The sequence below is a fragment of the Bacillus sp. 2205SS5-2 genome (assembly GCF_037024155.1).
Taxonomy (GTDB): domain Bacteria; phylum Bacillota; class Bacilli; order Bacillales; family Bacillaceae_K; genus Bacillus_CI.
In genome coordinates this window covers 59,086-77,289 of the sequence record NZ_JAYKTS010000017.1, presented here as the reverse complement: position 1 = coordinate 77,289, position 18,204 = coordinate 59,086, and the positions used below count along the sequence as shown (strand labels likewise).

The 18,204-nt window shown below is 38.5% G+C and carries 19 protein-coding genes; 14 read left to right on the top strand and 5 right to left on the bottom strand.

Going from position 1 to position 18,204, the window contains the following annotated elements:
* Window positions 1-20: 20 nt before the first annotated feature.
* The 10 genes from U8D43_RS12630 (at window position 21) to U8D43_RS12585 (ending at window position 11,415) form a co-directional block, all read left to right on the top strand.
* Window positions 21-764 carry a YwaF family protein gene (locus U8D43_RS12630; RefSeq protein ID WP_335871540.1) on the top strand — a complete coding sequence of 248 codons (744 nt, stop codon included), beginning with the start codon at window positions 21-23 and terminating at the stop codon, window positions 762-764.
* Window positions 765-983: 219 nt separating this feature from the next.
* Complete coding sequence (locus U8D43_RS12625) at window positions 984-1,541, top strand: glycerol-3-phosphate acyltransferase (protein ID WP_335871539.1); 558 nt, start codon at window positions 984-986, stop codon at window positions 1,539-1,541.
* 33 nt (window positions 1,542-1,574) lie between these two features.
* A complete protein-coding gene (locus tag U8D43_RS12620) occupies window positions 1,575-3,182 on the top strand; it encodes an aminotransferase class V-fold PLP-dependent enzyme (protein ID WP_335871538.1) in 1,608 nt (535 codons plus the stop codon).
* Between the two features lie 386 nt (window positions 3,183-3,568).
* Window positions 3,569-4,459 (top strand): TIGR01777 family oxidoreductase, encoded by an 891-nt coding sequence (locus tag U8D43_RS12615; RefSeq protein ID WP_335871537.1) that lies wholly within the window; start codon window positions 3,569-3,571, stop codon window positions 4,457-4,459.
* A gap of 420 nt (window positions 4,460-4,879) precedes the next feature.
* Complete coding sequence (locus U8D43_RS12610; RefSeq protein ID WP_335871536.1) at window positions 4,880-5,251, top strand: hypothetical protein; 372 nt, start codon at window positions 4,880-4,882, stop codon at window positions 5,249-5,251.
* A 1,244-nt stretch (window positions 5,252-6,495) separates the two neighbouring features.
* A complete protein-coding gene (locus U8D43_RS12605) occupies window positions 6,496-7,791 on the top strand; it encodes a homoserine dehydrogenase (protein ID WP_335871535.1) in 1,296 nt (431 codons plus the stop codon).
* The gene (thrC, locus tag U8D43_RS12600) at window positions 7,788-8,852 is read left to right on the top strand and encodes a threonine synthase (RefSeq protein WP_335871534.1); all 1,065 of its coding nucleotides are present in this window, start codon (window positions 7,788-7,790) and stop codon (window positions 8,850-8,852) included. Before U8D43_RS12605 ends, thrC begins: the two co-directional genes overlap by 4 nt.
* Window positions 8,849-9,766: a homoserine kinase gene (thrB, locus tag U8D43_RS12595; RefSeq protein WP_335871533.1), complete on the top strand. Its 918-nt coding sequence runs from the start codon at window positions 8,849-8,851 to the stop codon at window positions 9,764-9,766. Before thrC ends, thrB begins: the two co-directional genes overlap by 4 nt.
* Window positions 9,767-9,900: 134 nt before the next feature.
* On the top strand, window positions 9,901-10,746 hold the full coding sequence (locus U8D43_RS12590; protein WP_335871532.1) for an STAS domain-containing protein: 846 nt from the start codon (window positions 9,901-9,903) through the stop codon (window positions 10,744-10,746).
* Between the two features lie 429 nt (window positions 10,747-11,175).
* Window positions 11,176-11,415: a DUF1059 domain-containing protein gene (locus U8D43_RS12585; RefSeq protein ID WP_335871531.1), complete on the top strand. Its 240-nt coding sequence runs from the start codon at window positions 11,176-11,178 to the stop codon at window positions 11,413-11,415.
* A 1,018-nt stretch (window positions 11,416-12,433) separates the two neighbouring features.
* Here U8D43_RS12585 and U8D43_RS12580 read toward each other — a convergent pair.
* Window positions 12,434-12,586 (bottom strand): hypothetical protein, encoded by a 153-nt coding sequence (locus U8D43_RS12580; RefSeq protein WP_335871555.1) that lies wholly within the window; start codon window positions 12,584-12,586, stop codon window positions 12,434-12,436.
* Window positions 12,587-14,369: 1,783 nt separating this feature from the next.
* Here U8D43_RS12580 and U8D43_RS12575 point away from each other — a divergent pair.
* Both U8D43_RS12575 and U8D43_RS12570 read left to right on the top strand, forming a co-directional pair.
* Window positions 14,370-15,029 carry a hypothetical protein gene (locus tag U8D43_RS12575; RefSeq protein WP_335871530.1) on the top strand — a complete coding sequence of 220 codons (660 nt, stop codon included), beginning with the start codon at window positions 14,370-14,372 and terminating at the stop codon, window positions 15,027-15,029.
* 281 nt (window positions 15,030-15,310) lie between these two features.
* A complete protein-coding gene (locus U8D43_RS12570; RefSeq protein ID WP_335871529.1) occupies window positions 15,311-15,811 on the top strand; it encodes a mismatch-specific DNA-glycosylase in 501 nt (166 codons plus the stop codon).
* Window positions 15,812-15,949: 138 nt separating this feature from the next.
* Here the strand turns inward: U8D43_RS12570 and U8D43_RS12565 are convergent, their stop codons facing one another.
* From U8D43_RS12565 to U8D43_RS12550, 4 genes are all read right to left on the bottom strand, one after another.
* Entirely contained in the window at window positions 15,950-16,093 is a 144-nt protein-coding gene (locus tag U8D43_RS12565; protein ID WP_335871528.1) for a hypothetical protein, read from the bottom strand.
* 68 nt (window positions 16,094-16,161) lie between these two features.
* On the bottom strand, window positions 16,162-16,329 hold the full coding sequence (locus tag U8D43_RS12560; protein WP_335871527.1) for a hypothetical protein: 168 nt from the start codon (window positions 16,327-16,329) through the stop codon (window positions 16,162-16,164).
* 350 nt (window positions 16,330-16,679) lie between these two features.
* Window positions 16,680-16,802, bottom strand: a complete 123-nt coding sequence (locus U8D43_RS12555; RefSeq protein ID WP_335871526.1) for a hypothetical protein — start codon at window positions 16,800-16,802, stop codon at window positions 16,680-16,682.
* Window positions 16,799-17,290, bottom strand: coding sequence for a hypothetical protein (locus U8D43_RS12550; RefSeq protein WP_335871525.1), 492 nt, complete (start codon window positions 17,288-17,290; stop codon window positions 16,799-16,801). Before U8D43_RS12550 ends, U8D43_RS12555 begins: the two co-directional genes overlap by 4 nt.
* 502 nt (window positions 17,291-17,792) lie before the next feature.
* On the opposite strand from U8D43_RS12550, the gene U8D43_RS12545 reads away from it, so the two are divergent.
* Together U8D43_RS12545 and U8D43_RS12540 are read left to right on the top strand one after the other, a co-directional pair.
* A complete protein-coding gene (locus U8D43_RS12545) occupies window positions 17,793-17,966 on the top strand; it encodes a hypothetical protein (protein ID WP_335871524.1) in 174 nt (57 codons plus the stop codon).
* Window positions 17,951-18,082: a hypothetical protein gene (locus tag U8D43_RS12540; protein ID WP_335871523.1), complete on the top strand. Its 132-nt coding sequence runs from the start codon at window positions 17,951-17,953 to the stop codon at window positions 18,080-18,082. Before U8D43_RS12545 ends, U8D43_RS12540 begins: the two co-directional genes overlap by 16 nt.
* Window positions 18,083-18,204 lie beyond the last annotated feature (122 nt).

Genomic DNA, 18,204 nt, shown 5'->3' with positions numbered 1-18,204 from the left:
GACGAAATTGAGGGGATCGGATGAAGGATTATTATCGATTTTCATATGAGGAGTATCCGTTTCAGTTATTTTCCTTGCCTCACCTGGTAGCGATTTTTGTATCCATCGGGTGCATGATATCTATGTATCTCTTTAGAGAAAAAATCAGAAATACAAAAGGGAAAAAGGTAGTGAACAACCTCCTGATTTTTTTGCTGCTATTTGGAGAGGTATCCTTTCAGATTTGGTACATCGTAAATGATAAGTGGGATTCCACGATAAACCTACCGTTACAATTATGCTCTCTTTCTCTATATTTATGTTTAATTATGCTATTAACAAGAAGTTATCGGGTTTTTGAAATTACTTTTTTTACAAGTATGGTTGGGGCATTCTTTGCAATTATCACCCCGGAGCTTTTTTTCGGCTTTCCTCATTTCCGTTATTTTCAATTTTTCACTGCCCATTTAGCTATTGTTTTGTCCTGTTTATTTATGGTGTGGATCGAGCAGTATAGGGTAACGTTCTCGTCCATGATTCGCTCATTTGTCGCTCTTAATATCATCGCTTTCATCGTGTTTAATTTGAATCATGCAATTGGTGCGAATTATATGTTTTTGGATCATAAACCTTATAATGCAAGTTTGATAGATTACTTAGGTCCTTATCCGTGGTATATTTTTTCATTAGAAGGAATAGCGCTGTTTCTTTTTTCCATTTTGTATCTTCCATTTTTTATACTAAATAAAGGCTGTTTTCGCAAAGGTTGTGGCTTTTCGAATTAGCCCTCTCCTCTCGTGATGAAGAATGGCTTCGGGCATTTTTTCGCATCATTTTCACCCGAAATGAGGACAGTGAAAAGAGTGTTTCCATCTTTTTTGTATGCAACAGTAACAAAGTATGCGCCTAAATAAAAGAAAGAAAAAAAGGGAATGGGTGAATTTAGACAAGTATTAAAAGTGATTTCTGCTAAGGATCAACAATAATGTTTGGGGTGGTTCATATTGGAAATTCTGACGAAAATCCTTCCCATTATACTAATTTCATACGGTCTAGGTAGTCTAATGGGAGCTTTTTATATCGTCAAATATTTTTTAGGAGAAGATATCCGCAATATTGAAAGTGGGAATGTTGGGGCAACAAACGCTGGGAGGGTACTTGGGAAGAAAGGGTTTCTTCTGACTCTAGTGATTGATGTTTGTAAAGTGTTGGTGGCCTTAACAATCGTCTATTTTTGGGCAGATACCCATGAGAGCTATTTAGTTTTAAGTTCGTTTTTTGTACTACTTGGCCATCTTTATCCGGTGCAGTTACAATTTCGAGGTGGGAAGGGGGTCGTCGTGTATTTTGCCGCAGCTTTATTCTTGACCCCAATTAGCATACCAATCTCTGCCGTTACGATGTGTTTTTCGTATTTTCTATTTCGGCGATACACGTTGTCTGGCTTTATTTCAATGGGATCGATCCCGGTCGCTGCGTTTTTATTAGAGGAATCTGTTATCACACCTCTAGGCTTACTGACCTTGTTTGTCGTCGTAATCTTTGCACATAAAAAGAAATGAATTTTACCTGGAACAAGCATTGGAGGCTGCACAATGAATAAACCTGAACTTATTTGTAAAATGGCAACAGAACCGAGTGAATTTGACCAAATCTATCAATTAAATTACAAAACATTCGTTGAAGAAATTAAGCAACATGAAACCAATTCAGTCCATAAATTAGTCGATAAATTCCATGATGAAAATACATATATTATTGCGAAAAGAGAAAATGAAGTGGTCGGAATGATTGCGATTCGATCAAATCGCCCGTTTTCACTTGATCAAAAACTTAGCAATCTAGATACATTTTTGCCTGAGGATGCCGTTCCTTGCGAAATTCGATTACTATCGGTAAAAGAAAAAGATAGAAGTACCAGGGTATTTTATCAATTATCGAAGCGATTAGTAAGCTATTGTTTAGAAAAGAAATATACTATTGCCCTTATTTCTGGCACAGTCGGTCAGTTGAAGCTCTATAAAAGAATGGGGTTTAGCCCCTTTGGTCCTATGGTTGGAACTGAAAAAGCAAAATTTCAGCCGATGTATTTGACGCGTGAAAACTTTGAACAATCGACAAAAGCCTATCAACGCTTGATGGAAAAAGAGCGTAAATCAGCATTTGTACAAACCTTTTTACCGGGACCTGTTTCTGTTCATTCAACAGTAAAAGAAGCTTTTAGCTCGAGCCCCCTTTCTCATCGAAATGGCAGTTTTATTCAGGAGATGAAGGAATTACAGGATGGATTATGTGAATTAACAAATGCAAACCATGCTCAAGTGATGGTTGGAACAGGCACGTTCTCCAATGACGTAGTCGCAGCGCAACTGAAAGATATTAGAGGAGAAGGTCTTATCTTGGCAAACGGGGAATTTGGGTATCGGTTAATTGATCATGCGCTCAGAATGGACTTAAACTTTCAAACTATAGAAAAAGAGTGGGAGCAGAGTATTTCTCTTGATGAAGTCGATCGTCTGCTACAAAGAAATTCCCAGATTAAATGGATTTGGACCGTTCATTGTGAAACCTCTACAGGCTATTTAATTGACTTGGATGGTTTACTAACGATTGGTCAAAAACATGAGGTTGAAGTATGTGTTGATGCATGTAGCTCAGTTGGAGTGGTACCAGTAAACTTTCAAAAGGTATATTTGGCTACGACTGTAAGTGGAAAGGGACTTGGATCCTTTCCTGGACTTGCGATCGTGTTTCATAGAGATAATATTGAGGCCAAGGGAAATATACCAAGGTACTTAGATTTAGGCATGTATAATGAGAATCAAAGCATTCCGTTTACCCATTCTTCTAACCATGTGAAGGCGTTAATCGAAGCATTGAAGTTCGTGGATTATCCAAGAGATAAAGCTTTGGCAGAGAAAGTGAGAAAAGAACTGTCTTCCAGCGGTTTTAACGTTCTCTGTAAGGAGTTTTATTCTCCCGGAATAGTAACCATTGCTCTTCCAACGAGACTTTCTAGCAAGAGGTTTGGCGACAGATGTAGAGACAAAGGGATTCTCATAAGCTATGAAAGTGACTATCTATTAGTAAGGAACTGGGTGCAAATCGCTCTAATGGGGGTTCATAATGAGCGAGATGTGTTACATGCGATTACGTTAATTAAACAAGAAATGTCCGTTCATACTGACAGTAGTTACGTATAAGACAACCGTTTCTGCAGCTAGTAAAGATGACGTATATTTTGTAAGGTATCTTTTCGTGTTTACTATCATTGAAGTCATTGTTAAAGTATAGGTTCATTGACCATTAATTTAAAGATGATAATGCAATCGAAAAAAGCTTTATTAACAAGGTTTTTTCGCAAAATTTGTTGCTTTTCGAATCAGGTTACAATCTATGATATAGCTTAGTTTCGGGCATCTTTTCGTCTATTTTTGATGAAAATGAACAGTGGGATGGATCATTTAGTCAAAAATCAGATGAAATAACCACAATGTATACGAAAATAGCCTTTAAAAAAGTATCTCCTCCATATTCTGAGCATTTTTTATGGATATGCAGTAAGCAATTAAAGAGAGGATGAGTATGTATGAGAAAAAAAGTTGTTCTTGCCGGTGGAACAGGATTTATCGGTCAATATTTTCAAAAACAGTTTGAAAAGCTTGGGTACGAAGTAATAATTATTTCAAGGCAGCCGCCACACGTGATTTGGGAGGATTTTTCAGGTGTTGCCCGAGCGCTTGAAAACGCGGAGTTACTTCTAAATCTTGCCGGTAAATCAGTGAATTGTCGTTATAATGAAAAAAATAAAGCAAAGATTTTAAATTCAAGAATCGAGACGACTGAGCTTCTTGGAAAGGCTATTCAGCAATGTGAAACACCACCCCAACTTTGGCTGAATTCTAGTTCTGCGACGATTTATCGTCATGCTGAGGACCGACCGATGACCGAAGAGACAGGAGAACTTGGTGAGGGATTTTCCGTCGATGTAGCAAGACAGTGGGAAGAGTCATTTTTCTCCTTCTCTCTTCCGAATACAAGACAAGTAGCATTGAGAATTTCCATCGTTTTAGGATCAACTGGAGGAGTTATGGTTCCATACACCCATATGGTGAAATTTGGTCTTGGTGGAGTTCAAGGCCCTGGAAATCAAAAATTCAGCTGGATTCATATCGAGGATTTATTTTCCATTGTTCTTTTTCTCAGTAATCGAAAAGAAGTAAATGGCATCATTAATTGCTCAGCACCTTCACCAATTACCAATGCAGAACTCATGAAGGAGCTTCGAAATGCAATGAAACGACCCTACGGTTTGCCTTCTCCAAAATGGATGCTGGAATTTGGGGCACGATTTATCGGAACCGAAACGGAATTGATTCTAAAAAGTCGATGGGTGGTACCAGAAAAGCTTCTAGCTAAAGGGTTTACGTTCACCTACAATACGATCGAAGAAGCACTTAACGAGATTGTACATGCTTGAAGGTAGTTGATTATTGCTAACTTGAACCCATTGCTACAGGGTGAGGGGAATGTGATGCAATAAACTTTCAGATACGTTTTCCCATCGAATTGAATCTATTTGGACCTGTGATCGTATAGATTAATTGTAGATCATGGACTCTCTTTCAAGATTGAAATAAGTGGCACTTAAGACAATCTTTATTAGGCGATTTTCGTAAACTTTGTTACTCCTTGCACAAAGGAAAATAGGGAGTAAGATTTTCCGAGTTCTTTCTTGCATTTTTTTGAAAGCAAAATTTACTCCATTGCAAAAGAGCACGTAGGCTTACAAGTCAAAGGATATATCCCAATTCGAAAAGCAACAATCCTTGCGAAAATAGTCTTTTTAAAAACTCTAGAGATGGTGATGGAAGAAAATTGGTTGGAAGGAAGATGTGTTATGAAAAGACCATTGGGTGTGTCACTAATCAGTTGCTTCTATGTGTTTGGCTCGCTTGTTTTATTGTATACCGCATTTTTTTACGAGCCTCTTGCCACTGAGGTAGGAATCGCTGAAGTATTTGCTGTTCCAGCGATTCCAGAACAACCAATGAGGGTGTTAGTGGCCCTTTTCACCTTTATTATGATATTTGGTTATTTCAGCCTCAAATCCTGGGGGTTTTGGGTGATGCTATTGTACTCGTTGATTTTCGGTCTGATTAATTTGTCATTAATTTCACCGGAAGTTATTCAACCCTTTTTAGGTAATATCATTATGTCCTCCATTGTAATTCTATACACGATCTCAGTGAAACCATCTTTTTTACAATAGGCTGTGTTCGCAAAGATTGTGGCTTTTCGAATTAGCCCTCAATTCGTGATGAAGAATGACTTCGGGTATCTTATCCCATCATTTTTAACCCGAAATGAGGAAAGAAAAGAGTATTTCCATCCTTTTTTGTATGATACAGCAACAAAGTATGCAAAAGAGCCTTACAAAAAGAGTCTAGACCCAATTCAGATGATGTTTTTCAATGAGTAGGGAAAATAAATTAAAAAATTAATCTCTCCATCCGACAAAAAATCAAAAGGGCATCCACTTGTGGATGCCCTTTTGAATTAGGCTTTATTCGTGTCCATTGTGGCAGCAACTACTAAAATAAATGCACAACCTCATCTTTTCAATCGTCGGCTTTGTAGAGGATACAAAAGGTCTCTAGAGATTATCCTTCTTGAGGTTTTTGTACTAGGCTCGTTTCGTATATATTGTTGCTCTTGACACAAAGAAAAAACAAGCAGTAGGGTTTTTTCGATTGATTTCTTCCTTTTTATCTAGAAATGAAGAATTTTTCATTAGGAAAAGAGCACGAAGTCATACAAGTCAAGGGATTCCTTCATATTCGAAAAGCCACAATCTTTGCGAAAACAGCCTTGTACTAATATGAAAGTAACAATTTTTGCAAAAGAGACTTTAGGTTGAAGACGTAGAATATCGACTAAAGTTTGTTTCCCTTCGAACCAGCCTATAATCGTTGATATAGCTTTGTTTCGGGCATCATTTCGTCTGTTTTTGATGGAAGTAAACAGTGAAATGGGCGATTTAATCAAAAATCAGATGAAGTCGCCTCAATGTATACGAAAAGAGCCTTAAAAAATCAATGGGGGATTAAATCATACCCCGTCTAGGTGTAAGCGGATACAACAAAAAACAATTTTCAGAGTAGTCAAAATATAATCTTGACCTATGCTCTTAAGGAGCGTAATATTGTCCTCATAAAATGGTCAAACCTCTTCACGTTTCGATTAGGAAGAAAGAAAATAAGATAATCCTCTTTATTTTTATAGTCTCTTTTCGTATCCATTGTTGCTGTTTTATCTAATTTTGATGGAATCCTCCATTTTACAGTTGATTCTCACCAAAAATAGACGAAAAGCTGCCCTGAAACAAAGCGATATTACAGTTTATTGACTGATACGAAAAGTAACAAATTTTTTGAAAACAGCCTTTTCAAAAAACACGATAGTAGAATCGTTTTTCAAAGCTTTTACCTAAAATACAAGAGGAGGTGTGGCGTCATGGAATCATTATCTGTCGGATTATTCGGATTAGGTACAGTAGGCTGTGGAGTTGTTAAGGTTATTGAAAATCATCAAGATAAGCTTATTCATCAGGTAGGATGTCCCGTGAAAATAAAGAGAGCCCTCGTTCAGGATTTAAACAAGGATAGAGATGTTTTCGTTCCTGAGGGGTTCTTAACCGATAATCCTGAGGACATTTTACTCGATCCTGAGATTGACATTATTGTAGAAGTGATGGGTGGAGTAGAAGAGACCAAGAATTACTTGAGCGTCGCGCTACAACAAAAAAAACATGTCGTAACGGCGAATAAAGATTTGATGGCTGTTCATGGTCCAGAACTATTAGTACTTGCGTCAGAGCACGCTTGTGATTTGTTTTATGAAGCAAGTGTGGCAGGAGGAATTCCAATTTTGAGAAGCTTAGTTGACGGGTTAGCCTCGGATCGAATTGCGAAAATGATGGGAATAGTCAACGGGACCACCAATTTTATCTTAACTAAAATGACGAAAGAAGCTCGTTCCTTTGAGGACGTCCTCTCTGAAGCTCAGCAATTAGGGTATGCCGAGGCGAACCCGGCAGCCGATGTAGAAGGGCTAGATGCTGCAAGGAAAATGGCGATTATGTCAACTTTAGGGTTTTCAATGAAAATTGATCTAGATGATGTTGAAGTAAAAGGAATCACTGATGTGACCGATGATGATTTGTTTTACGGAAAACAATTCGGCTATACGATGAAGTTAATTGGGTACGCCCATCGAGACGGGGATTCAGTGGAAGTGAGTGTTCAACCGACCCTGATTGCCGACTCGCACCCGCTAGCGTCGGTTAATGATGAGTTCAATGCAGTTTATGTATACGGTGAGGCCGTCGGCGAAACGATGTTTTACGGACCAGGAGCAGGTAGTATGCCAACAGCAACTGCGGTTGTATCCGATCTCGTTGGTGTTATGAAAAATATGCGACTCGGGGTGAACGGGAAAAGCGCTGTCATGCCTCAATACCGGAAGCAATTAAAGAAAAAAGCTGAAAAAGTTTCAAAATTCTTCATTCGGTTTTCAATTCAAGATGAAGTGGGAGTGATGGCACAAGTAACAACGATTTTTGCAAAGTTTGGTGTTAGTTTAGAAAAAGTGCTCCAACACCCATTGGCTGACGGAAAAGCGGAGATTGTTCTTGTCACTCACCATGCGTCACTCGAGGCGTTTGACCGAATCATGGAGGAGCTGAAAGAAGTTGCAGCAGTGCTAAAAGTGGATAGCACCTATCGTGTGGAAGAAGGAAACCTCAAGTGAGGAACTGGCAAGGGTTACTGAAGGAATATGAGTGTTTATTACCCGTCACGGACCTAACACCCAGTTTATCTTTGCAAGAGGGGAACACGCCTCTAATTAAACTAGAAAGTCTATCCTTGACCTTGGAGCTTAACTTATATGTAAAAGTCGAAGGAGCTAATCCCACGGGATCCTTTAAGGATCGTGGGATGGTCTTAGCGGTAGCTAAAGCGAAAGAAGCAGGAAGCACAACAGTTATTTGTGCATCGACGGGCAACACATCTGCCTCAGCCGCAGCGTATGCTGCACGTGCAGGGATGAAATGTATTGTGGTCATTCCTCAGGGGAAAATCGCTCAAGGGAAATTGGCTCAAGCGGTGATGTACGGAGCGGAAATCGTTGCAATTGATGGGAATTTTGACGACGCGTTGCGAATTGTGAAGAAGTTAAGTGAGACAGAGCCTGTAACGATGGTGAATTCATTGAACCCATACCGTCTTGAGGGACAAAAAACAGGCGCATTTGAAATATGTGATGCACTTGGATACGCACCGGATGTGATTGCATTACCTGTAGGGAATGCCGGGAATATTTCGGCCTATTGGAGGGGGTTTCGTGAATACCATAAATCCAAAGAAACCGGATTGCCAATTATGTACGGCTTTCAAGCACAAGGTGCAGCACCAATTGTGCATAATCGAATTTTTCCGCATCCTGAAACGATTGCGACCGCTATTCGCATTGGAAACCCTGCGAGTTGGAATCAAGCGATAGAAGCTGCGGCAGGTTCAGGTGGATCCATTGCAGAAGTGAGTGATGCTGAAATCATTCATGCTTATCAGTTTTTAGCTAGAGAAGAAGGGATTTTTGCCGAACCAGCTTCTTGTGCTTCACTTGCAGGCATATTGAAAGCACATGAGCAAGGTAGAGTAAAGAAGGATCAAACTGTTGTGATGGTACTTACGGGAAATGGATTGAAAGACCCTGAAACGGCCCTTCAGTCTAGTGTAATAGAACCTATCGACCTTCCAAATGACGTAGTAAAAGTGGCTCAATTTATTAAAGAGAGGATTTCGGTATGAAAAATTCAGCTTGGGAAATCACAGTTCCAGCGAGCACAGCGAATTTAGGTCCTGGGTTTGATTCGATTGGTCTCGCTCTCCGTCTGTACTTAAACTTAAAAATCTTCCCTCATCATAAATGGGAAGTGAATGCACTTTCACATGAACTTACTTGTTTTCCTGACGATGAATCACATTTTATTGTCGAGACAGCGATTAAAACAGCGGCAAAATTTCAAACGGAATTACCTCCTTGTCGAATAGATATTCAAAGTGATATTCCGGTTGCAAGTGGACTCGGTTCAAGTGGAGCCGCAGTGCTAGCTGGAATTGAACTTGCTCATCTTTGCGGAGATTTACAATTAAGTCATCAACAAAAACTTAAAATGGCAGCTGAATTTGAGGGGCATCCTGACAACGTCGGAGCCTCACTTTTTGGCGGATGTGTAGTAAGTTGTATTGTGGATCAAGCGATAGAGGTGATTCCACTTACGCTTCCATTCTTTGAAGTTGTTACGATAACTCCTTTGCAAGAACTTAAAACGGAAACAGCTCGATCACTGCTTCCTGCCATGATGCCCTTTGAAAAAGCCGTTCAAGCTTCCTCCATAAGCAATGTCATGCTTGTGGCTTTAATGAAAGGTGAATTTTCCATCGTAGGAAAATTGATGGAGAATGATCTCTTTCATCATCCATACCGCAAGCCGCTGCTACCACATTACGAGTCTGTGAACCAAATCGCCAAACAAAATGGTGCATTTGGGGTTGCGATAAGTGGGGCTGGGCCAACACTAGCATGTTTTGTTAGAAAAGAAGATCGAGAAAGGGTAAAGATATCATTACGAAAAGCATTTTCAAACTATAAGATACAAGCGCTAGAGATGGATGAATGTGGATTAACGTCTAGCCAAATTACATTACCTATGAATAGATAGAAGGGATATTATTGCAAGCCATTAGGATTAGAAAAACATGGTTATCATCCTTGTCTCTAAGGTTAAGCATAACAGACGAAAACCGCTTGTTATGCTATAATAGTTAAAATAGACTTCGACCTGGAGGAAGATTGATGAAGCAAGAATTGACATATTTAGGTGAACATATTATTCAAACGAAATTTGAGATTGCTAGAAAAGTGCATGAAAGTAGAATTGTTTTTCTATCAAAAGAACAACTTGCCCAACTTCGTCATGTGGAAGATGAAGTGATTAATATACGCGCTCAATTTATTGGGATGTTTGGAGAAATTCTTAGAGATCAGGAAAATGAAGAACAAGCAAATAAGATTATCTCAAATTGGGGGGAAACCAACGGTAAGCTCTTTTTTGAGGCAGGAACGCCTTTAAATGAAGCTCTAAAAGATACTCGTTTTTACCGTAAATATATTTGGGACGCATTAAAAGAAGCTATGAAAGTAAGAAAAATGACGGTTGAAACGATTTTTGATACGATTGAACTAATTAATCCCTTGCTCGATTTTGCTGTATATTCGTTTAGTTTAAGTTTTATTCATCACTATCAACAAACATTAGAGCTGGCCAAAAGTGCTCTATTTGAAGTTTCACTCCCAATCGTACCCGTTGCAAAAGGGATTGCGATTATTCCAGTTATCGGTAAATTAGATTCAGACAGAGCGGTCAAGATGATGGAGGAGACGTTAAATTCAGCTTCAAAACTTAATCTAAATTGGCTCATCCTTGACTTATCCGGAGTAGTAGAAGTGGATACCATGGTGGCTGATCAACTGTTTAAAATTATTTCAGCGTTAAAATTACTAGGGGTGGATACCGTTATCACGGGCATTCGTCCAGTAGTAGCTCACACTGTTATTTCGATTGGAATTAATTTTGGATCATTACATATTAAGTCCAACCTTCAAGAAGCGATGCAATTTTTAACAACACGAGTGGAGTAAACAAACGTTTCCTTATCAATGGCTTTTGTGTGATAATAAACAGTGTTTAGATCAATAGGATGTAAATGATCAATGAGTAGTTTAATATCTGTTAAAGTGTTTTTAAATGTCCATAGAATAATAGAGTATGATTTTCCCCAGAGATCCTGCAATATATTAGCAGGATCTTATTCTTATGCGATAATTGTGCGCAGTCGTATTCTTGAAAAAGAAATGCATATCTATTCAATATACACCTCAATAAGAAATAAAATGTAAGTGATAAAGCAAAGAATCACAACGACTAATAAAAATCTTTTTTACAAATTCTTCATTTTGTATAAGTAATTGAGAAAAAATCCTGATGGGGCACCTAAATTTGTAATTATCTGACCTAAATGATAGATTAAATACATCTTATATTGCTGTAAAATTTAGGGGGTGATACATATGAAAACAATGACCTGTGAACAACTTGGTGGGGCTTGCGATAAAGTTTTTCGTGCAAATACTTTTGAAGAGATGGCTGAAAAAAGTAAAACCCATGGTATTGAGATGTTTCAAAAAGGGGACGAGAAACATATATTAGCAATGAATGAGGTGAAGGAACTCATGGAAAAGCCTGAATCAATGAAAGCCTGGTTTGAAAGTAAAAAAGAAGAATTTAATTCATTACCGGAGGGTGAATAATGATTTATTCGATTAAATTAATACTGATGCTTTATTAAAGCAACTTAAAAGCTTATTGTTGATTTAGGAGCTTAAAAGAGGGAATCCTGTCAAAATGGGATTCCCTTCGTTACTCAATAATCGCAGCATTTATTTTAGGGATCTTTTCGTGAAAAGTTATTCCACTTTTTATAGACTGGTGCGAGAAGCAACAAACTTTGCTAATACAGCCTTTGTAAATTAAATCTAACAACTTCTTATTCGAATTAACTTCAGTATAATCGAAGAAGTCACTAGCCTGGTCCAGCAATTGTGATGAAACAATTTAATATTTATTACTTCTGTTATCGTCTTGTTTTTTTTCAAGAGATTCTACTCTTTGTTTTAAAGAATATAACTCTTTCATAATTTCTGTATCATTTTTATTTATTGAATTTTTTGTATACTTATAGATTTGATTGACACCCCAATATGTCATTAAAAAGCATAATCCAAGCACGAACAAAACAAGTGTGATACCAAAGAACATTTCTAAAAAAATACGTCAACTCCTTAAATTTATAATATTCGAAGATTTTCAGCATCCTATAATTCCACTACCTCGTTAAACCGCTCAATAATTGAATAAATTAATAGCTGGAAATCATCTGGCTGATCTGCAGATTTCGCCCCTTGAGCTTTACAACCTAACTATACATACGGGACTGCTACCCCCTCCATATTCAAGACCAATGTTACTTACCTACTAATAGGCTAACTTCTATCCGTAAACTGTTAGTGTTTCTTCAAGTTAGAAAGTCCACGAGTAAAGTAGAAAAAAGAAACTGCATCAGAAATTATGAGTGTAATAGTATGATTGAAATTGAATGAAGAAAGTTCAATGGCTAGAAAAAGATTAAAGAGTTAATATGATCAAATTAGTGCTTTGATCTATTTTTCATAATAAAGCCACCAGCTCCATAGTGAAGAATACATTCTCTTTAGTTATTGTCCATTTAAGAGAAGAACGGATGTTGAGATTTGGTTCAGATTGTTCCCATCACTTATTCTTATTTTTATTGAGCCTGGGTTTACTAAAGTACGCCGCTATAAGCATTAATAATAGAGCTGTTAGTATCCCCGCCGCTTCTTGGTCAAAAAGGATAGAAATAGGGATGGATAAAGCAGATAGCATAAAAAAAAGTTTCATCAATTTTTAACCCCTCCCAATATTTTACTGCCAAACCTGAATGGTTACAGATACCAAAAACCATCATACTTAAACATAGGATTATGAAATCACAGAAGCGCCTCACTAAACCAAATGTTTTATACTATTCCTTTAACTTAATATCAATTATTTCAAAGTGTTAGAATTTCCACAAGACACTTATTCAATTTAATGAGCCGCCTATTGAAAGATTTTTTTGTGCACTGTTCAATTAAGCTGCTGTTGTAGAAGTTTAAAAATGCTTCATATTTTTCTCGCGAAGAAAGAGTAGTCACCTTAGTTCCTTGGACAGTGGAAGGGTTAGCATTCCTTTTTTCTTACTAAAATCACTTTTCATTGAATGAAGATCTAGAAACTAAAAACCAAGTAAGATGCAAAAGAAGAACTTGGTGGAAACTAAATTGGACCGACGCATCCACGTTTTTTTAAAAATAATATGCATTGATGTTATTCAAATAGTAACGCTGTTTTCGCAAAGATCGTGGCTTTTCAAACTAGCTCTTATTTAGTGATGAAGAATGACTTCGCATCATTCCTTACCCGAAATGGGGATAGAAAAGAGTGTTTCCATCCGTTTTTATATGGTAGAGCAACAAAGGATACGAGAACCAATAGTGAAGAGCCTTCTAAACTTTTCCTTTTTTCGCTCCATACAACTCTCTAGAAAGTAGATTTCATCCACTTCAATGGTTTCCTTGGACGTTTGAGTGTTTTCTTTTATGAGTGAAAATAAAAATTTCTACCATCAATAAAACAATATTATATGAGCGAACTCAATAAGTATAGCCGCCTTTCGCAGGAAAGACCATTTAACATCCATTCGATAAAGTTAGCCCACTTGACTACTTTCTTATTTCTATTCATCGGGATATTTATATAATCACTGCTTCATTTAAAGCTGTCCTTATAGAGACCATTGCGCTTTCCATAAAGAACGACTGATACACTCCCACAATGATGGCTGTAGGATCATTTGCATCTAATTTCCCTGTTTACCCCACCAGCTTGAGCAGCAGCAGTAGGAGTAAAATACATCATTATGAAATATAGAAATAAACATTCTGATGATGAGTCACGTTCCTCCGAGAATAATTCTAACTTTTTACACATAAAAAGCAATTGGTTTAGATATCCATTTAAGGAGATTAATAGATGGGTATCCATGATATATCAACTAAAATATAGTATGATAGTTGTTGAAGAATACTTTCACCATATTAAATGACCCTGTTTCATTACTCATGTTATGTTTCAATAATAAAGGCTGTTTTCGCAAAGGTCGTGGCTTTTCGTATCAGTTAATCAACTGTGATATAGCTTTGTTTCGGGCATCATTTACGAAAAGCGGAAGTGGCTGCCCTGCGGCGTCAGGCAAATGAAGAACTCGGAGGTGATGCCTGCATCGCTGGAGGGTTATTCATTTGACCCCGAGCCGCAAGTCACTGCAGCTAGATCCGTCTGTTTTTGATAGAAATCAACAGTGAAATGGAGGATTTAGTCAAAAATCAGATGAAATAGACACAATGTATACGAAAAGAGCCATAATCAAGAACGATAAAGAAGAAAGAAGACAGTTAGAACCGACTTGTTCCACAAATTAATATTGAAAAAAGAAGTCATTATCACATTCAAATTAGTTCGATGTATGCAATATACAAGATGGAAAGTAGAAAAAACATGCTTTCAAACCATAGAAATAAAGGGATGTGCGATGTGATGAATCAATGTCTTACTTGCTGTTCCTTTTTGAAAAGAGGGTCGAAACATGATCAAAAATAATAAATTTTTATTCGCTGCGTTACTATTCATAAGTTTATCTATGCTATTCAATTTCCCATTCCCACATAATCATCCTTTCGGGGAAGAAATCTTGTATCTTGTTAATATACCTGTTACAAATTCGAATGGATTCCAATTTATCGGCATACTGTCTTTTAGCTTTTTGGTGGTGGGGGTCTTTTTTCTTTGGCATTCTTTCGATAAATACAAAGGACGCATGACAATTCTGGCACTGGTTTTGTCGCTGCTGCTACCTACATTCCTTGTATATATGTTTCAACGAACCATAGCACCGGGGATTTATGCTGTTTCTTATCAAAAAGACAAGAGTGGCTGTTCCTTTGAAAAGATTAATGAATCAATGATTCAGGCCGAATGTGATCTGTTCTTTGAAAATCATAGTGGAAAAGACGTCTTCTTTTCAATTGATTTTAATGAAGAATATCTCTATGAAGAGAACCAACAGATACTTGAATTAATGAATAAAATTGGGACTTATTCTGTGAGGTTGGAACCGAATGAGTTCAAAGTCGTGAATATTGAATCTGAAATTGAAATTGTTAATTTGGAAAAAATAATATATACCGGTTCAGCTAGATATATTCCATTAAAAATCCGGTCTGGAAAAATTGTTAGGGAATTATAAATGGGGTAATTAGATCAATCTATTTCATAATATCTATATAACGCTATTAGGTCACAGCATATAGTTGAATTTAACCGTCTTCAACTATATGTGGGTGCGATTTGGTTCGATAATGAAATTGGCTGAGTTAGAGGGATAAGAATATTTTTACGCTTTCGTGAGTAAAGGTGTCTTATGTTTCGCAATGTAAATCATGTTTTCTTATGAAAATTGGGAAGATATATAGAATAGGGAAAGTAGATATCAAGCGAGAAAGTTTTGTTGGTTAAGGAGAGGAAGGCATGTCTGGAATTGCAGATTCATTAGAAGAACAGCTAAATATTGTATTCATTGGATTTAATCCCAGCATTCGCTCTGGAGAACTTGGACATAATTATGCTCACCCTGGGAATCGATTTTGGAAGATATTGCACGGAGCAGGATTAACAGCTAGAAAATATGAACCATGGGAAGACCGAGATTTACTCAAAACAGGGATCGGATTTACGAACATTGTTAGTCGTCCTACAAGAGCAGCTACGGATATTACGAAAGAAGAATACGCTGAAGGTCGCATTATTTTAAAGGGAAAACTAGAAAGGTACAGGCCAAAGATAGCTTGCTATGTGGGGAAAGGGGTTTACCAACAGTTTACAAAACAAAAACAAATAGCATGGGGTATACAAGAGTCATCTGTCGTTGATGGCGTATCCGACTTTGTTGCTCCTTCCTCAAGCGGTTTAGTCCGTATGAAAATTGATGAAATCATTACAATATACCGTGATCTACATCTGTATCTGTAAATCTTTTTCGTATACGTTGTGTCTAATCATTTGATTTTTGAATGATTCCTTTCTATTTCTGGTGATTTCCATCTAAAACAGACGAATCCAGCTTTAGTGGCTAGCAGCTATGGGACAAATAACATCCAACTCCAAAGGTCAGGACCTTCTCCGTTGGATAACATTTGCCTGACGCCGCAGGGCAGCCACTTCCGCATTTCGTGTGTCCAGCTGCAGTGGCTTGAGGCTCGGGTCAAATGAATAACCCTCCAGCGATGCAAGCATCACCTCCAAGTTCATCATTTGCCTGCCGCCTCAGGGCAGCCACTTTCGCATTTCGTGTGTCCAGCTGCAGTGGCTTGAGGCTCGGGTCAAATGAATAACCCTCCAGCGATGCAAGCATCACCTCCGAGTTCATCATTTGCCTGCCGCCTCAGGGCAGCCACTTTCGCATTTCGTGTGTCCAGCTGCAGTGGCTTGAGGCTTGGGTCAAATGAATAACCCTCCAGCGATGCAAGCATCACCTCCGAGTTCATCATTTGCCTGCCGCCTCAGGGCAGCCACTTTCGCATTTCGTGTGTCCAGCTGCAGTGGCTTGAGGCTCGGGTCAAATGCCACAACCCGCCGGAAATCAGGATTTCCTCTGAGTTGCGTCATTTGCCTGCCGCCGCAGGGCAGCCACTTTCGCATTTCGTGTGTCCAGCTGCAGTGGCTTGAGGCTCGGGTCAAATGCCACAACCCGCCGGAAATCAGGATTTCCTCTGAGTTGCGTCATTTGCCTGCCGCCTCAGGGCAGCCACTTCCGCATTTCGTGTGTCCAGCTGCAGTGGCTTGAGGCTCGGGTCAAATGCCACAACCCGCCGGAAATCAAGATTTCCTCTGAGTTGCGTCATTTGCCTGCCGCCTCAGGGCAGCCACTTCCGCATTTCGTGTGTCCAGCTGCAGTGGCTTGAGGCTCGGGGTCAAATGAATAACCCTCCAGCGATGCAAGCATCACCTCCGAGTTCTTCATTTGCCTGACGCCGCAGGGCAGCCACTTTCGCTTTTCATTTCTACTTGGTAGATCCATTTGTAGTAGTTTAGTAAGCAAATGAGTAGTAGTGGGTTGATAATGAGTGAGTACCATAATGACCACCAGCCATAATAGAAGTATCCATACGGCTCTGGGAGTAGAGTTATGAGTTCATATAAGATCAACATAACATCCCACCCGAACAGATAGTAGATCTTTCTAATGAATGCTTTTTTAAAAGGGAAATAATTAAGAAAGATCATATTGACAGGGGGAATAAGAACTAATCGAGCTGGCATTTCAAACCAATCAAATTCTGTTGTGAAATACCAGTAGCCGGAATATTTAATGTCAATGATACAATCAAATAATAGCTGAAAAGTAAGTGTGAAAGTCCAAATGTGTATGATCTGATTTTTTGTCAATCTCTTATTTGTTTTGAATGCAATCAAATTAAAAAGAATAGCGGCCAAAAGTAGTCCTAACATAATACCTCCGAATGAGCCCTTTTATCTTGAATATTATCATTTACATTTATATCCAAATGTATACTAGTTGTATTCTCTCAAAAAGAACATACCAAGTTCCTGTATATTACTAACTATCTATAGGAGGAAAGGTTTAGAAAGCAGGACTTATCGCCTGTCTAGTTGAATAATTCAAGCTAATGCATCACCCTATTTGGTCAAGAGGGGAATCCCTGCATAGTGTGAGAGGAAAGGTCCACCAGGCCTCAGAGAATTGACATAAAGGCTGGATAAATCAAGCGGATTTAATAAAATCACGTTGGCTGAAATAGTGGAGGTCGAAAAAACCCCCTAGACAGATGAATTGATTTGTCTAGGGGGATATCATTGTAATAGAGGGAATTGGCAGCCATGTTTATTCTGTTAAAACCTTGGATACTGAACATCTATTCTCATTCAATAAAGTCAAATCAATACTAGTACAAGGGATTCCATTGATAATTAAAGGCTGTCTTAGCAAAGTTTGTTGCTTTTCGTATCAGTATATTTTCTAGGATATTCACTTGCCCCCGAGTCCCTAGCCACTGCAGCTGAATCAAGAAAAGCGGAAGTGGCTGCCCAGGGACGGCAGGCATCTGGCAGAACACGCAGTGAAGCCTGCTTCACGAAGTGGACTGACAAATGCCCGAGTCCCTAGCCACTGCAGCTGAATCAAGAAAAGCGGAAGTGGCTGCCCAGGGACGGCAGGCATCTGGCAGAACACGCAGTGAAGCCTGCTTCACGAAGTGGACTGACAAATGCCCGAGTCCCTAGCCACTGCAGCTGGATCCGTCTTTTTTTTATGGAAGTCAACAGTAAGATAAAGGATGTAGTCAAAAATCTGATGAAATAGTCACAATGTATACGATAAGAGCCAATTAAAACAAATAACAACA

Bases quoted from the DNA above. Each gene is read 5' to 3' on its own strand.
- U8D43_RS12555 (WP_335871526.1), bottom strand. From the start codon at position 16,802: ATGAAGAACTCGGAGGTGATGCTTGCATCGCTGGAGGGTTATTCATTT.
- U8D43_RS12610 (WP_335871536.1), top strand. From the start codon at position 4,880: ATGAAAAGACCATTGGGTGTGTCACTAATCAGTTGCTTCTATGTGTTT.
- U8D43_RS12550 (WP_335871525.1), bottom strand. From the start codon at position 17,290: ATGTTAGGACTACTTTTGGCCGCTATTCTTTTTAATTTGATTGCATTC.
- U8D43_RS12590 (WP_335871532.1), top strand. From the start codon at position 9,901: ATGAAGCAAGAATTGACATATTTAGGTGAACATATTATTCAAACGAAA.
- U8D43_RS12585 (WP_335871531.1), top strand. From the start codon at position 11,176: ATGAAAACAATGACCTGTGAACAACTTGGTGGGGCTTGCGATAAAGTT.
- U8D43_RS12605 (WP_335871535.1), top strand. From the start codon at position 6,496: ATGGAATCATTATCTGTCGGATTATTCGGATTAGGTACAGTAGGCTGT.
- U8D43_RS12560 (WP_335871527.1), bottom strand. From the start codon at position 16,329: ATGATGAACTCGGAGGTGATGCTTGCATCGCTGGAGGGTTATTCATTT.
- U8D43_RS12615 (WP_335871537.1), top strand. From the start codon at position 3,569: ATGAGAAAAAAAGTTGTTCTTGCCGGTGGAACAGGATTTATCGGTCAA.
- U8D43_RS12565 (WP_335871528.1), bottom strand. From the start codon at position 16,093: ATGATGAACTTGGAGGTGATGCTTGCATCGCTGGAGGGTTATTCATTT.
- U8D43_RS12575 (WP_335871530.1), top strand. From the start codon at position 14,370: ATGATCAAAAATAATAAATTTTTATTCGCTGCGTTACTATTCATAAGT.
- U8D43_RS12630 (WP_335871540.1), top strand. From the start codon at position 21: ATGAAGGATTATTATCGATTTTCATATGAGGAGTATCCGTTTCAGTTA.
- U8D43_RS12540 (WP_335871523.1), top strand. From the start codon at position 17,951: ATGCCCGAGTCCCTAGCCACTGCAGCTGAATCAAGAAAAGCGGAAGTG.
- U8D43_RS12570 (WP_335871529.1), top strand. From the start codon at position 15,311: ATGTCTGGAATTGCAGATTCATTAGAAGAACAGCTAAATATTGTATTC.
- thrB (WP_335871533.1), top strand. From the start codon at position 8,849: ATGAAAAATTCAGCTTGGGAAATCACAGTTCCAGCGAGCACAGCGAAT.
- U8D43_RS12620 (WP_335871538.1), top strand. From the start codon at position 1,575: ATGAATAAACCTGAACTTATTTGTAAAATGGCAACAGAACCGAGTGAA.